This is a genomic window from Arthrobacter sp. PsM3 (assembly GCF_030433895.1).
Lineage (GTDB): Bacteria > Actinomycetota > Actinomycetes > Actinomycetales > Micrococcaceae > Arthrobacter.
In genome coordinates, this window is the sequence record NZ_JARUXE010000024.1 from 64,517 (window position 1) to 77,589 (window position 13,073).

Consider the following 13,073-nt stretch of genomic DNA (forward strand, 5'->3'; position numbering starts at 1 on the left):
CATGACCGTCATGGGCATCACCCCGGCGATCGCAGCCACCACCAGCACAGACGGCTCCGTAAACGGGCCCCCGCACGTCGCCGACACCCACGACCTGATCCGGGTGGTCGGCGCGCGTGAGAACAACCTCAAAGGCGTCACCCTTGAGATCCCGAAGCGCCGGCTGACCGTGTTTACCGGCGTCTCCGGCTCGGGGAAGAGCTCCCTGGTGTTCGCCACCATCGCGGCGGAATCGCAGCGGATGATCAACGAAACTTACAGCGCCTTCGTGCAGGGCTTCATGCCCAGCCTGGCCAGGCCCGACGTCGACTTCCTGGAGGGGCTGACGACGGCGATCATCGTCGATCAGGAGCGGATGGGCGCGAACCCCCGCTCCACCGTGGGGACAGCCACCGACGCCAACGCCATGCTCCGGATCCTCTTCAGCCGCCTGGGTTCCCCGCACGTGGGACCCCCCACCGCGTTCTCCTTCAACGTCCCGACGCGGAAAGCGAGCGGGGTGATGAGCACCGAGAAGAGCGGCCGGGTGGAGAAGAGCGTTGTCCAAAACGCCGTCTACCTGGGCGGGATGTGCCCGCGGTGTGAGGGCATGGGCTCAGTCTCTGACTTCGACCTCAAAGCGCTCTTCGACGACAGCAAGTCCCTCAGCGGGGGTGCCCTGACGATTCCCGGCTACAGCATGGACGGCTGGTACGGGCGCATCTTCAGCGGCGCCGGCTTCGACATGGACAAGCCGATCGCGAAGTACACCAAAAAGGAAATGAACGATCTGCTCTACAAGGAGCCGACCAAAATCAAGGTCGAGGGCATCAATCTCACCTATGAGGGCCTGATCCCGAAGATCCAGAAGTCCATGCTCTCCAAGGATGTCGACGCGATGCAGCCCCACATCCGGGCCTTCGTTGACCGCGCCATCACGTTTCAAGCCTGCCCCGAGTGCAACGGCACGAGGCTCAGCCGGGAAGCCAGGTCCTCGAAAATTCAGGGCAAGAACATCGCCGAATTGTGCGAGATGCAGATCAGCGACCTGGCCACCTGGGTCCGTGAGCTCAACGAGCCATCGGTCGCTCCGCTCCTCAAGGGTTTGCGGCACCTGCTTGAGTCGTTTGCCGAAATCGGGCTGGGGTACCTCTCGCTGGACCGGCCGGCGGGCACCCTGTCCGGCGGAGAGGCGCAGCGGACCAAGATGATCCGGCACCTTGGCTCGTCCCTGACGGACGTCACCTACGTCTTCGACGAGCCGACGATCGGCCTGCACCCGCACGACATCGAGCGGATGAACCTGCTGCTGCTGCAGCTGCGGGACAAGGGCAACACGGTTCTTGTCGTCGAGCACAAGCCGGAGACCATCGTCATCGCTGACCACGTCGTTGACCTCGGTCCCGGCGCAGGCACCGAGGGCGGCAGCATCTGCTTCGAAGGAAGCGTGGCGGACCTGCGGGTCAGTGACACCATCACCGGCCGCCACTTCGACGACCGGGCCACGGTCAAGGAGACGGTGCGGACGCCGTCGGGCGCGCTCGAGGTGCGCGGCGCGTCGACAAACAACCTCCGGGACGTCGACGTCGACATCCCGCTCGGCGTGCTGTGCGTGCTCACAGGCGTGGCCGGGTCCGGCAAGAGCTCGCTGATCCAGGGCTCCGTGGCCGGCCGCGACGGTGTTGTGCTGATCGACCAGGGTGCCATCAAGGGGTCGCGGCGCAGCAACCCTGCGACGTACACAGGCCTCCTTGAGCCGATCCGAAAGGCGTTCGCCAAGGCGAACGGCGTGAAGCCGGCGCTGTTCAGCTCCAACTCGGAAGGCGCCTGCCCCACCTGCAACGGCGCGGGCGTCATCTTCACCGAACTCGGAGTCATGGCCACCGTCGAGTCGACGTGCGAGGACTGCGAGGGCAGGAGGTTCCTGGCCTCAGTCCTGGAATACAAGCTGGCCGGCCGCAACATCTCCGAAGTGCTGGCAATGTCGATGACAGAGGCCGAGGGGTTCTTTGGCGACGGGGAGGCGCGGACGCCGGCGGCGCACAAGATCCTTGGCCGGCTCGTGGACGTCGGGCTCGGCTACCTCACCCTCGGCCAGCCGCTTACCACCCTGTCCGGCGGCGAGCGTCAGCGCGTCAAGCTGGCCACCCAGATGGCAGAGAAGGGTGACGTCTACGTCCTCGACGAACCCACCACCGGCCTGCACCTCGCCGACGTCCGGAACCTGCTGGGCCTGCTCGACCGGCTCGTCGACGCCGGCAAGTCAGTGGTCGTCATTGAGCACCACCAGGCCGTCATGGCGCACGCCGACTGGATCATCGACCTCGGCCCCGGCGCCGGCCACGACGGCGGCCGGATCGTCTTCGAGGGTTCCCCCGCGGACCTCGTCGCGGGCCGATCCACCCTCACCGGCGAGCACCTGGCGGCCTACGTCGGCAGCTGACCGGGGCCCTCGGCACCGGCATCACGCCAGGTTCCGGCCCAGGAAACCCACGACGTCCGGGAGGATGGAGCGCCAGTAGCCGCTGTCGTGGCCGCCCGACTGGAAGCCTCCCTCGTGTTCACCGGGAAGGTCCTTCACGTAGTCCTGCACGCTGAAAAGCAGGCTGTCGGCTGTGCCGCAGTCGATTCTTTTCGGCAGTGGCTCCAGTTTCGGGCGCAGGGCAAAGACGTCGTTGGCCGCGAAGTCCGCGGCGCTGTCAAAGTTGTCGGACCGGCCCGGGTCGTACTGGCTCCAGACGGCCGGGCTCATCGCGGCCACGGCGCGGAGACCGGGGAGGCGGTGCCGGGCGGCGAGGAGCAGGGCGCCGAACCCGCCCATCGACAGCCCGAAAAGCGCCAGCCGGCCGGTGTCGACCCCCTGGCCGGCCAGTAAGGGGAGGAACTCCTCGACCAGCATGGACTGCGTGTCTGTGCCCGACGCACGGCGGTGCCACCAGGTTTCGCCTCCGTCCACGGCAGCGATCGCGAAGGGCGCGCCTCCGCGCGCCATGTGCTGCGCCAAAACCTGAGCCGCATCCAGGTCCTCGAAAACCATGCGGTGGTCCGCGTGCGCGCCATGCAGGAAGAGCGCCACGGGCAGGGAGCCGGGCGGCGTCCCGCCGGCGGATTCCGGCAAGGCCATGGACCAGCCGGTCGGTTCCTGCGGCCGGAACCGTGAGGTGAAGTTGCCCGTGCGCATGGCGACGGGCGGTGCGTGGCCGGGGGACGTCCCGCCTGCGCAGCCCGCGACCGACGCGGCTGCCACGGCCCCGGCTCCGAGCCCCAGCAGGCTCCGTCGGGAAAGCCCCGGTGATCCCGCGACGCCGCTCATTGGCCCGACACGCCCCTCACCAGAATTTCTGCACGCCGGAGGCTGCGTCCCGGAGTTGGGCGCCGTCCAGGACAATGGAGCACTCCTCCAGGCCGAAGTCCTTCCACTGTGCGACCATGCGGAGTTCCCCCGCCGGCGGCAGCGGCCAGAGCCAGAGGATTCCTGAGCCGGAGAACTCGTCATCGCCGCCGCTCCCGCCGCCGTTTCTCAGCAGGAGGACCGGCGGGGCAGGCTCCTCTGTGCTCTCGAAGAACCCGTGTGGGTGCGCGCCGGTGCTGGACTTTGAACCGTCTGGGAAAGCCGCGCCGAACAGGAGCATCGAACCCGCGCCGGAGCCCCTGCGGGGGCCGGGTCCGGGCCGGAAAAACACTTCGTTGAGATCCGCCCACTCCTCGTCGGTCCGTTCGGCCCGGCGGATGGTCCAGGACACATCAAACGTACAACCCGTGGAAAACACCGCCGCGCTCTTGACGGCGACCACCATGGTTGGACTCAGGTGCAGGAACTGGCCGATGTGCAAGACGGCCGGGAGCTCGTACTCCGGGGGGCCGGCCCAGACCGGCGGCACGTACTTCACTGCCCGTCCGCGCGGAGGCGCGGGGGGCACCGGGAAATCCTGGAAGAAGGTCATGGGTGATCCTTTCGTGGGTGGGTGCCCGCGGTCACTGCGGCCGGCCGGAGAGCTGGAGGGTGATGGGATGTGTTGTCAGGGGCCCGCCGCATTTCTCTGAGCCGCCGACCCTCGTCCATTCCAGCCGGGACTGCTGCTGGGCGAGCAGGCTGCCGTCGTTGGCGAGCACCCGGGTTGTCACTTCGTGCGGCAATAGGCCCCGAACGGTAAACAGCCAGGCATTGACCGCCGTCTGGGAGGCGGCGAAGGGAGCCATCGACGGTGAAGGACCCGGCGAGTCGGGAACCTCTGATTTCGGTGATGCGGGCTGGGGCGTGGCCAGATCAGGGACGGAGCAGCCTTCCGCGGTGCACAGTTCCAAGTTGGATACCGCCGTGACGTCGCCCTCGAGTCTCACGGTGATGGTGCTGACCCAGCCAACCGCCGGGCAAACGACGTCGGCCATGCCGCAGGCAGTCAGCTGCATGCCAGCAACCATGAACACCACGGCAGAGCGACAGATCCCCCACTTCGACCTCATCGCGCCAGTCTAGACAGATTCCAGGCTCGCCGCTGGAAGCGGTACTGGCCGCAAAGACTAGAGTCGGGACATGCGAAAGATTGTCACCGCACTGACCGTGGGACTGCTGGCCATGGCCCTGGCGGGCTGCGGGGCGAAACCGGGAACCTCGGACACGGATTACGCCGCCAAGTACCAGGCGGCGGCCGGACCGGTGGCTCATGTGGCCAGGGTGGACGCCAGCTACAAGTCCTCCGGCGGCATGGGCCGGAGCGGGGATGTCTTTCTGCACGCCGACACCTCGGACCGGGAAACCATGATGGGTGTCCTTCGGGATGCTTTTCCGGCGATTGTGGACGCCGCGGCCGGCGACCCGGAAGTAAGCCTGGCGGTCCAGGTGATTTCAGCGGACGGGGTTTCGGCGCTCTCGCCGGCCGATCTGGGGTATTCCGGGACCGGTTCCTTGAGCAGTTATCGGACGTTCCTCGGCAAGTAGGCGCTCCGGCCGGGACTCGGTTCTTCAGGCCTGTTTCAGGGCGCGGCCTGGGCCGCTGTCGCCTCCTGCGCCTGCCGGTAGAACCACTCAATGTGCTCGCGCAGAAGGCGGGCGGCCAGCTCCCCGTCGTGTGCCTGGACGGCGTCGAAGATGCCGTGGTGCTGGGTCCGCAGCACGGACAAAACCTCCGGCCACTCCTCCATCGCGTCCATCGCCCCCTTGACGTAGCCGACTATCGAGCCGCTGAGGGATTCCATGATGGTGGCGACCACAGTGTTGCCGGCGAGTGAGCTCAGCGCCACGTGAAACCGCGCGTCGAGTTCGTGGAAGGTGTCGCGGTCCATTTCCGGGTCGTCCATGGCCCGCAGCAACCGGGCTGCCTGCTCCAGGTCCTCATCTCCTCCGGTCCGGTCCGCGCCGGCCCGGGCCGTCCAGGTCTCGAGCAGGATGCGGGTCTGGACGATGTCCTCGACCGGAAGCCGACTGCTGGCCACATGCAGCCGCAGAGCAGAGGACAATCCCGCGGACGGGTCGGAAATGACGATCGCCCCGGACGTGGGACCGGATCCGACCGAACTGCGCAGCACGCCCATGGCGTCAAGGACCCGGATGGCCTCCCGCACGGACGCCCGGGAAATACCGTACGTCTCCGCCAGTGTGCGTTCGCCCGGAAGCCGGTCCCCGACCTTGATCTTGCCCGAGCGCAGGTCCGCTTCGATGTCCTTCAGGAGCGCGTCATGGGTTCGACGGCGGGGGGTTGCTCCTGCTTCAGCGGTGGTCACGGGCGTTTCCTTCGGGCGGGGGAATGCGGGCAGGGAGACCCGCCCGCACTCCCCGTTGCGGGAGGGCCGGAGGCTAAGGCAGCATCCAGCTTAGGACAGGGGTGGACTGCAGGTAGGACAGAGTGCAGAGCACCAGCAGCAGAGCCACGCTCCACCCGACTACTTTACGCAGGATCACTGACTCCTGGCCTTCAAGGTTTACTGCGGACGCCGCGATCGCGAGGTTCTGCGGGCTGATGAGCTTGCCGACCACGCCGCCGGAGGTGTTTCCGGCCACCAGAAGGTTCGGGTCGATTCCGGCCTTCAGTCCGGCGGTCTGCTGAAGCTTGGCGAACAGTGCGTTAGCCGAGGTGTCCGAGCCGGTGACGGCGGTGCCGATCCAGCCCAGGACGGGGGAGAGGAACGCGAAGAACGTGCCGGTTCCGGCCAGCCAGGTGCCGATTGAGACCGTCTGCCCGGAAAAGTTCATCACGTAGGCCAGGGCGAGGACGGTAATGATCGTCAGGCCTGCCCAGCGCATGCGGAAAATGGTGCGCCCGATTTCCATCACAGCGTCGCCGACCGTGACGCGGAAGCGGCCGCCGTCGTCGTACTTCGAATACACAAAGGCGACGATCAGTCCGGTGATCAGCAGCAGGGTGCCGGGGGTGGAGAGCCACTGGAAGGAGTAGATGGTGGAGGAGACGGGTTTGCCCGCGGCGTCAACCAGGGCGTCGTGCAGGATGGGCCAGGGGATCTTGACGTCGGTCGAGGCGAGGAATGCCGGGACATCCACGCCCAGTTTCCACAGCTTCGCGATGCCGAAGACGACGATCACGAGGAAGTAGGGGAACAGGGCGAGCCACGTGCGCGTCGGCGTCAGACCGCCGGCGGGCTTTTCCGTGACGGCCACGGCCGCTGCCCTGCGTGAGCCTCCGGCGGGCGTGTGGGCCGCGTTCTGCGCGGCGGCGGAAGCTACGCCGAGACGCTCGCGTGCCGCGATGCTGCCCTTCGGTGTCCAGACGCGGAAGAACAGCACTGCCACGCCCAGGCCGGTGAGGGAGGCAATGATGTCGGTGAGCTCATAGGAGAAGTAGTTGGAGCAGAGGAACTGTGCGATGGCGAAGGAGAAACCGACGACGAGCGCGGCGGGCCAGCAGTCCTTCAGGCCCCTGCGGCCGTCAAGGATGAAGAGCAGGATCAGCGGCACGAACGTTGCCAGCAGCGGTGCCTGGCGGCCCACGATGGACGCAATGTCCGTGGCGTGCAGTCCGGTGAGGCCGGCGGCGGTGGTGATTGGGATGGCCATGGCGCCGAACGCTACCGGGGCGGTGTTGGCCACCAGGACGGCGGCGGCGGCGCGCAGTGGCGGCAGTCCCAGGGCGAGGAGCATGGTGGCGGTGATGGCGACCGGTGCGCCGAACCCGGCCAGCGCCTCAAGCAGGCCGCCGAAGCAGAACGCGATCAGCAGCGCCTGCAGGCGCACGTCGCCCCCGCCGATCACGTCGAACACGCGGCGGAGGTCTTCGAAGCGTCCGCTGAGCACCGTGACCTGGTAGAGCCAGACGGCCATGATGACGATCCACAGCACGGGGAACGCGCCGAAGACCCCGCCCTGCGTTGCCGAGAGGATTGCCAGGCCCGGCGGCATGTGGAAGGCAACAATGCCGACCACGAGGGCCGCCAGCAGCGCGAAGGCCCCTGCCACGTGCGCCCTGGTCTTGACGACGGCGAGCAGGATGAAGAAGGTAAGCAGCGGCAGCAGGGCCACGATGGCCGACCAGGCCACGCTGTTAAGCACCGGGTCGGTGCTGGGGGTGAAGTGGTCCACGGAGTTCCTCCACGTTGAGAGACGACTGGTCTATGGTCAGACCACTGTGGTCGGACCATGAGAGTGTAGCGCACATCTCACCGCCGATGTGAGCGGATTCACTCCCGGATCCAGGGTTGGAAGTGGCGGGGATCACGTGTTGTACTATGGTCTGACCACATGTTCCTAGGCTCCTCGAAAGGGCTTTCATGAGAATTGCCTTGTTCGCCACGTGCATCGTGGATGCGATGTATCCGGCCACGGCCCGTGCCACGGTGAAAATTCTGGAACGGCTGGGGCACGAGGTCGTGTTCCCGTCCGGCCAGGCCTGCTGCGGGCAGATGCACGTCAACAGCGGCTACCTCAAGGAAGCGGTCCCCGTCGTCGCCAACCATGTCGCGGCCTTCGACACCGCGGACTACGATGTCGCCGTCGCGCCGTCGGGCTCCTGTGTTGCCTCCGTCAAGCACCAGCATCCGATGGTGGCCCGCTCCTGCGGGGACAAGGCCCTCGAGGCCCGGGCCGCCGCCGTCGGCGCCAAAACGTACGAGCTCTCCGAACTGCTGGTCGACGTTCTCGGTGTTACCGACGCCGGGGCGCAGCTCGGGTCGTTCTTCCCGCACCGTGTCACGTACCACCCGAGCTGCCACGGCATGCGCCTGCTCCGGCTGGGGGACCGGCAGGCCCAGCTGCTGCGCAGCGTCCAGGGCATCGACCTGGCGGATCTGCCGGAGGCAGACCAGTGCTGCGGCTTCGGCGGCACATTCTCCATGAAGAACGCCGACGTCTCCTCTGCCATGCTCGAGGACAAGACGGCCAACATCGCGGCAACCGGTGCCGAACTGTGCACCGGCGGGGACGCCTCGTGCCTGATGCACATCGGAGGCGGCCTGTCCCGCCAGGGAAGCGCCGTCACCACCCTGCACCTCGCCGAAATCCTCGCCAGCACCGCGGAGGAACCGGCGTCCGTCAGCGGCGAAGTCCGCGTATCCACCGGAAAGGCAACCCGATGAGCACCTTCCTGGGCATGCCCTCCCTGCCCGTCTACGGCACGGGCAACCTGTTCGCCTCCGAATCGTTTCCGACGGCGGCGCACCGCGAGCTTGGCAACGCTCAGCTGCGCGCAAACCTCGGACACGCCACCCACACCATCCGCGACAAGCGGCTGAAGATGGTTGCCGAACTGCCGGACTGGGAGCAGTTGCGGGACGCAGGCAGCGCGATCAAGGAATCCGTGATGGCACGGCTTCCCGAACTCCTCGAACAGTTCGAAGAAAACTTCACGGCCCGCGGCGGAGTCATCCACTGGGCCCGCGATGCCGACGAAGCCAACGCCATCGTCGCGGGACTGGTCCGCGACACCGGGGAAACCGAAGTCGTGAAGGTCAAGTCCATGGCGACCCAGGAGATCGGGCTCAATGAGTATCTCGAAGAGCAGGGCATCACGGCCTTCGAAACCGACCTCGCCGAACTCATCGTCCAGCTCGACCACGACAAGCCCAGCCACATCCTGGTCCCGGCGATCCACAAGAACCGCACCGAAATCCGCGACATCTTCCTGCGCGAAATGCCGGGGGCCGATCCCCAGCTCACCGACGACCCGGCAGTGCTGGCCATGGCCGCCCGCGCGCACCTCCGGCGTAAGTTCCTCTCCGCCAAAGTCGCCGTCTCCGGCGCCAACTTCGCCCTCGCCGATTCCGGCACCCTCGCCGTCGTCGAATCCGAGGGCAACGGCCGCATGTGCCTGACGCTGCCGGAGACCCTGATCACGGTGATGGGCGTGGAGAAGCTGCTGCCGAGCTGGCAGGACCTAGAAGTGTTCATGCAGCTGCTGCCGCGCTCCTCCACCGGGGAACGGATGAACCCCTACACCTCGCTCTGGACCGGCGTCACAGAAGGCGACGGACCGCAGAACATGCATCTGGTGCTGCTCGACAACGGCCGCAGCGCCGCGCTGGCCGACGAAATGGGACGATCCGCGCTGCACTGCATCCGCTGCAGCGCCTGCATGAACGTCTGCCCCGTCTACGAGCGCACCGGCGGCCACGCCTATGGCTCCACCTATCCCGGACCGATCGGCGCGATCCTCTCACCGCTGATGACCGGCATCCAGGCAGAGGAGAACAATTCGCTGCCCTACGCGTCCTCCCTCTGCGGGGCCTGCTACGATGCCTGCCCGGTGAAGATCAACATTCCGGACATCCTGGTGCACCTGCGCAGCGTGGATGTGGACAGCAAACGGGGGAAGAAGAAACTGCCCAGCCAGATGGACGCCGGGATGAAGGCCGCGTCCTGGGCGCTGTCCTCCGGCAAGCGGCTGGGGATGATCGAAAAAGGGCTCCCGCTGGGACGCCTGGTTGCAGGCCCCGACAAGAAGATCACCAAACTGCCCGGCATCGCCGCCGGCTGGACGCAAAGCCGGGACATTCCGGCGCCCCCGCGGGAATCCTTCCGCAGCTGGTGGGCCAAGGAACACCGGAAACCGGACACGTCCAGCGCCCCCGAGCCGTCCCAAGATAAGGAAGACCAGCCATGAGCGCCCGCGAAGAAATCCTCGGCCGGATCCGCACCGCCCTGAAGGACAACCCCGAGGCGCCGCAGATCCCGCGCCAATACCGGCAAACATCCCCGCTGGATGAGTCGGCGCTGATCGAGCTGCTGGTGGACCGCCTCATCGACTACAAGGCGCAGGTATCCGTGGTGGACGCGGCCGGGGTGCCGGCACGGATCGCGGAACTCCTCGCCGGCGCGCAAAGCTACGTTGTGCCCACAGGGGTCGACGCCGGCTGGCTCACCGGACTCGACCACGAGTCCGGTGAGCGCCGGCGCCACCTGGATTCCACCGCCGCGCCGCTGAGTGTCGCAGAGCTCGACGGCATTGACGCCGTGGTGACCGGCAGCGCCGTCGCCGTCGCCGAAACCGGGACCATCATCCTGGACGGCAGCCCCAACCAGGGCCGCCGCGCCATCAGCCTCGTCCCGGACCACCACATCTGCGTCGTGAACGCCGCCGACATTGCCGGCATCCTGCCCGAGGCGCTGCGGCGGATCGACGGCACCCGGCCGCTCACCATGATCAGCGGTCCGAGCGCCACGAGCGACATCGAACTCGAACGCGTCGAGGGTGTTCACGGCCCCCGGAAGCTCGACGTCATCATCGCCCGGTGAGCCGGGCAGCGACCGCTGAAAGATAGGGAACGTCGAAGACCGCCGGATGGCCGTCCGGTTTGCTCAGTGAGACTCCACGGCTCACCGTCTCGGGGAATTGCTAACAATGGCCTAAACCGGCCGCCGAGTCTCCTCACCGTCGGTTACGCGGGGGGCGCTCATTTCCGACGACGGGTAGCCGGGGACAATCCGTCGGATGGTGTGAGTGGGGGACTTGTCATGCGCAAGCGCCGGAAGCGCTTTCAGCCCGGCCGCGCAGGCCACAATCCCCACGATGAAAAAGAGTCTGAGGACACTGAAGGATTCGTTTCCCGTGGCCATGGCCCAGCCAACCGTCAACGCAGCGCCGATCCCCACCCAGACGGAGTAAGCCGTACCGAGCGGAATACAGCGGATTGCCAGGCCCAGCCCGACCATGCTGAGGGTCGCCGTCACGGCGAAAACAAGGGTGGGTAAAAGGATGGTGAGGTTGCCGGAGAGGCCCAGAGCGGTGGCCCAAACGGCCTCCAACACGGCGGAACCCAACAGCATCAGCCAAGCCAGTGAACGCTGAGTCACCGCGCCACCACCTTCAGTCCGACCACACAGGCGGCGATGCCGCTCAACAGCAGCAGGCGCCCGGCCGTCGGGCGCTCCGCCTTGCTCATGATGGCGTAGGTCGAGGTCAGCACCACGCCCACGCCCACCCATACTGCGTAAGCCGTGCCGGTGGGGATGGACTGCATGGCGATGGCGAGGCCGGCCATGCTGGCAAGGACGGAGAGCAGGAAGAGAAGGGCGAGTGCGAGCCTGCGCCTACCTGAGGCCTGGAGTGCCCGGTGCAATGCTGCCGCCCAAACAGCTTCCAGCGACCCCGAAAGAATGAGAATCAGCCACGACATGAGAGCTGCTTTGGCCGGTCTTGTCGCCCGCCGGGTACTGAACCGTCGTTCTGAAGGTCCGCTGCGGAGCCTTGCTTCCGGCAAGGCAACGCCCGAGGCAGAGCGACCGGGTTGGTGGCCCACATATTCATTGGGGCGCCACGCCATCGGTCAGCAACAAAGGTCACTTTTGTCGGAACCGGGCTTTGCCTGAGGATCAATTGCCCAGATGCCTGGTACCGGGGCCTCCCGCGTTCTGAAACGGAAGGCCCCGGGGTACTGTGCGCGCTCAATCCGTCTCCGGTCCGGTGCAGAAGAAGCACTCTCCGGTCGAGGCTTAAGTGGCAAATCTTTTCTATGAGGTATTGATCAGTGTTGGTTCGGACCACACTTGGGGGTCGGGTTCTCATGGCCCGCTGCTTTCTGCTTGTGGAGGCATCAATGGCGGGGACCACGTCGCCCCTCTCAAGTTCCGCGTCCGCCGCTCGAAGGGCTGGCATTGCGGCCGGAGGAGACCGACGGGACGGCCTGGTGGCGCTGGTTATGGTCTTCTTTCCGGCATCTTTCAAGATACGTACAGGCCGAAGCGAATCATTCTTATTCATAGGATGAACATCTCCAGTGTCATATCCCAGCATGAGGGACGTCCGCTCAAGCCGACATGGTGGCGAACATGAGGGCCATAATGGTTGCGCCGAGGGCTTCGAATCCGTGTTCTGTACGGAGGGAGAATCGGCGGGATGCCGCTTTGCGGCGGGTGTTTGCCGTTTTCCGGCTGCGCAGTAGAAGGACAAGGAAAATGACTGCCGCGGCTCCGAAGAGCACGGTCAACAGGATCGCCAACGTGGGCTGCTGGTCAATTGCTGTTGCGGCTGTGTTGTGGTTTCCGCCTGCTATCACGTGGTGGCCGTGTGACATTGACATACCGCTGGCGTTAGTAGCGTTTCCAGGGCTGGCAACCGTATGAGTCATCATTGCGATCATGAAGGCAGCGCCGCCCATGCTGAGGCTGTGGTAACCGCATTTCAGCCGGCCCTGGCTACCCGCGCATAGTATCTTGAATTCGGGCCGGGCTACGGCCTGGATGACAAACCATAGTGCCGCGCCGGTGAGGACTGCGATCTGAGCCAGGATGGTCGACGGCGCCAGGTTCCATAACATGGCAGCCATCAGGACGTTCATGAGGGCGTGGAGGCTTTTGTTGATCTGGTCGGTGCGCGTGTGGGACTTCGCAGCCTGCAGTAAGTAGTAGCTTCCGCTAAGCAGCAGGATGACCGTGAGGGTCCAGGTAACTGCGGGGATATTTAACACACCGATCACGCTCTCACTACTGTGGTTTGGGTAGGGACGGGAACGGTCCCCGGTGCGGCTGGCGCCAGCACCGGGGACCGTATATTTAGGGCTGCCATTTCTCCAGCTCCAGTTCGTTCAGCTCCAGCCCCCCGTGGCATGCTGCAGCTTGGTTTCTGCTGTGTCGCTTAGTGCGCTGTTTGTCCGGTTTCGGAGCTGCAGTGGTTTGTGGTTGTTGAGTTGCAGTGATCGGAGGGGGTGGCCGA

General features: G+C 66.0%; 13 protein-coding genes. 5 read left to right on the top strand and 8 right to left on the bottom strand.

The annotated features are described in order from the left end of the window. Nucleotides 1-10 precede the first annotated feature (10 nt). Nucleotides 11-2,422 carry an excinuclease ABC subunit UvrA gene (locus QCD75_RS13910; RefSeq protein ID WP_301229551.1) on the top strand — a complete coding sequence of 804 codons (2,412 nt, stop codon included), beginning with the start codon at nucleotides 11-13 and terminating at the stop codon, nucleotides 2,420-2,422. 21 nt (nucleotides 2,423-2,443) lie between these two features. Here QCD75_RS13910 and QCD75_RS13915 read toward each other — a convergent pair whose 3' ends face one another. From QCD75_RS13915 to QCD75_RS13925, 3 genes are all read right to left on the bottom strand, one after another. Next, on the bottom strand, nucleotides 2,444-3,226 hold the full coding sequence (locus QCD75_RS13915) for an alpha/beta hydrolase (protein ID WP_301229553.1): 783 nt from the start codon (nucleotides 3,224-3,226) through the stop codon (nucleotides 2,444-2,446). A gap of 82 nt (nucleotides 3,227-3,308) precedes the next feature. Next, nucleotides 3,309-3,923, bottom strand: a complete 615-nt coding sequence (locus tag QCD75_RS13920) for a hypothetical protein (RefSeq protein ID WP_301229555.1) — start codon at nucleotides 3,921-3,923, stop codon at nucleotides 3,309-3,311. Nucleotides 3,924-3,954: 31 nt separating this feature from the next. Continuing rightward, nucleotides 3,955-4,389, bottom strand: a complete 435-nt coding sequence (locus QCD75_RS13925) for a hypothetical protein (protein WP_301229557.1) — start codon at nucleotides 4,387-4,389, stop codon at nucleotides 3,955-3,957. Between the two features lie 124 nt (nucleotides 4,390-4,513). On the opposite strand from QCD75_RS13925, the gene QCD75_RS13930 reads away from it, so the two are divergent. Then, complete coding sequence (locus QCD75_RS13930) at nucleotides 4,514-4,918, top strand: hypothetical protein (protein ID WP_301229559.1); 405 nt, start codon at nucleotides 4,514-4,516, stop codon at nucleotides 4,916-4,918. A gap of 35 nt (nucleotides 4,919-4,953) precedes the next feature. Here QCD75_RS13930 and QCD75_RS13935 read toward each other — a convergent pair whose 3' ends face one another. Then, entirely contained in the window at nucleotides 4,954-5,700 is a 747-nt protein-coding gene (locus QCD75_RS13935) for a FadR/GntR family transcriptional regulator (RefSeq protein ID WP_301229561.1), read from the bottom strand. 73 nt (nucleotides 5,701-5,773) lie between these two features. Next, the gene (locus tag QCD75_RS13940) at nucleotides 5,774-7,510 is read right to left on the bottom strand and encodes an L-lactate permease (protein WP_301229563.1); all 1,737 of its coding nucleotides are present in this window, start codon (nucleotides 7,508-7,510) and stop codon (nucleotides 5,774-5,776) included. Between the two features lie 188 nt (nucleotides 7,511-7,698). Here QCD75_RS13940 and QCD75_RS13945 point away from each other — a divergent pair, with 188 nt between their 5' ends. The 3 genes from QCD75_RS13945 to QCD75_RS13955 are packed head-to-tail and all read left to right on the top strand — an operon-like array spanning nucleotide 7,699 to nucleotide 10,657. Continuing rightward, entirely contained in the window at nucleotides 7,699-8,502 is an 804-nt protein-coding gene (locus tag QCD75_RS13945; protein WP_301229565.1) for a (Fe-S)-binding protein, read from the top strand. Continuing rightward, a complete protein-coding gene (locus QCD75_RS13950; RefSeq protein WP_301229567.1) occupies nucleotides 8,499-10,025 on the top strand; it encodes a LutB/LldF family L-lactate oxidation iron-sulfur protein in 1,527 nt (508 codons plus the stop codon). Before QCD75_RS13945 ends, QCD75_RS13950 begins: the two co-directional genes overlap by 4 nt. Continuing rightward, nucleotides 10,022-10,657 (top strand): LutC/YkgG family protein, encoded by a 636-nt coding sequence (locus tag QCD75_RS13955; RefSeq protein WP_301229568.1) that lies wholly within the window; start codon nucleotides 10,022-10,024, stop codon nucleotides 10,655-10,657. Before QCD75_RS13950 ends, QCD75_RS13955 begins: the two co-directional genes overlap by 4 nt. 111 nt (nucleotides 10,658-10,768) lie before the next feature. Here the strand turns inward: QCD75_RS13955 and QCD75_RS13960 are convergent, their stop codons facing one another. From QCD75_RS13960 to QCD75_RS13970, 3 genes are all read right to left on the bottom strand, one after another. Beyond that, nucleotides 10,769-11,188, bottom strand: a complete 420-nt coding sequence (locus tag QCD75_RS13960) for a DMT family transporter (protein WP_301229574.1) — start codon at nucleotides 11,186-11,188, stop codon at nucleotides 10,769-10,771. A gap of 23 nt (nucleotides 11,189-11,211) precedes the next feature. After that, a complete protein-coding gene (locus QCD75_RS13965) occupies nucleotides 11,212-11,538 on the bottom strand; it encodes a DMT family transporter (RefSeq protein WP_301229569.1) in 327 nt (108 codons plus the stop codon). Between the two features lie 630 nt (nucleotides 11,539-12,168). Continuing rightward, nucleotides 12,169-12,837 (bottom strand): DUF5134 domain-containing protein, encoded by a 669-nt coding sequence (locus QCD75_RS13970; protein WP_301229570.1) that lies wholly within the window; start codon nucleotides 12,835-12,837, stop codon nucleotides 12,169-12,171. Between the last annotated feature and the right edge of the window lie 236 nt (nucleotides 12,838-13,073).

Excerpts from the sequence above, each read along its gene's own strand:
- QCD75_RS13910 (WP_301229551.1), top strand. The coding sequence starts at position 11 with ATGGGCATCACCCCGGCGATCGCAGCCACCACCAGCACAGACGGCTCC.
- QCD75_RS13920 (WP_301229555.1), bottom strand. The coding sequence starts at position 3,923 with ATGACCTTCTTCCAGGATTTCCCGGTGCCCCCCGCGCCTCCGCGCGGA.
- QCD75_RS13925 (WP_301229557.1), bottom strand. The coding sequence starts at position 4,389 with ATGCAGCTGACTGCCTGCGGCATGGCCGACGTCGTTTGCCCGGCGGTT.
- QCD75_RS13930 (WP_301229559.1), top strand. The coding sequence starts at position 4,514 with ATGCGAAAGATTGTCACCGCACTGACCGTGGGACTGCTGGCCATGGCC.
- QCD75_RS13945 (WP_301229565.1), top strand. The coding sequence starts at position 7,699 with ATGAGAATTGCCTTGTTCGCCACGTGCATCGTGGATGCGATGTATCCG.
- QCD75_RS13950 (WP_301229567.1), top strand. The coding sequence starts at position 8,499 with ATGAGCACCTTCCTGGGCATGCCCTCCCTGCCCGTCTACGGCACGGGC.
- QCD75_RS13955 (WP_301229568.1), top strand. The coding sequence starts at position 10,022 with ATGAGCGCCCGCGAAGAAATCCTCGGCCGGATCCGCACCGCCCTGAAG.
- QCD75_RS13960 (WP_301229574.1), bottom strand. The coding sequence starts at position 11,188 with ATGCTGTTGGGTTCCGCCGTGTTGGAGGCCGTTTGGGCCACCGCTCTG.
- QCD75_RS13965 (WP_301229569.1), bottom strand. The coding sequence starts at position 11,538 with ATGTCGTGGCTGATTCTCATTCTTTCGGGGTCGCTGGAAGCTGTTTGG.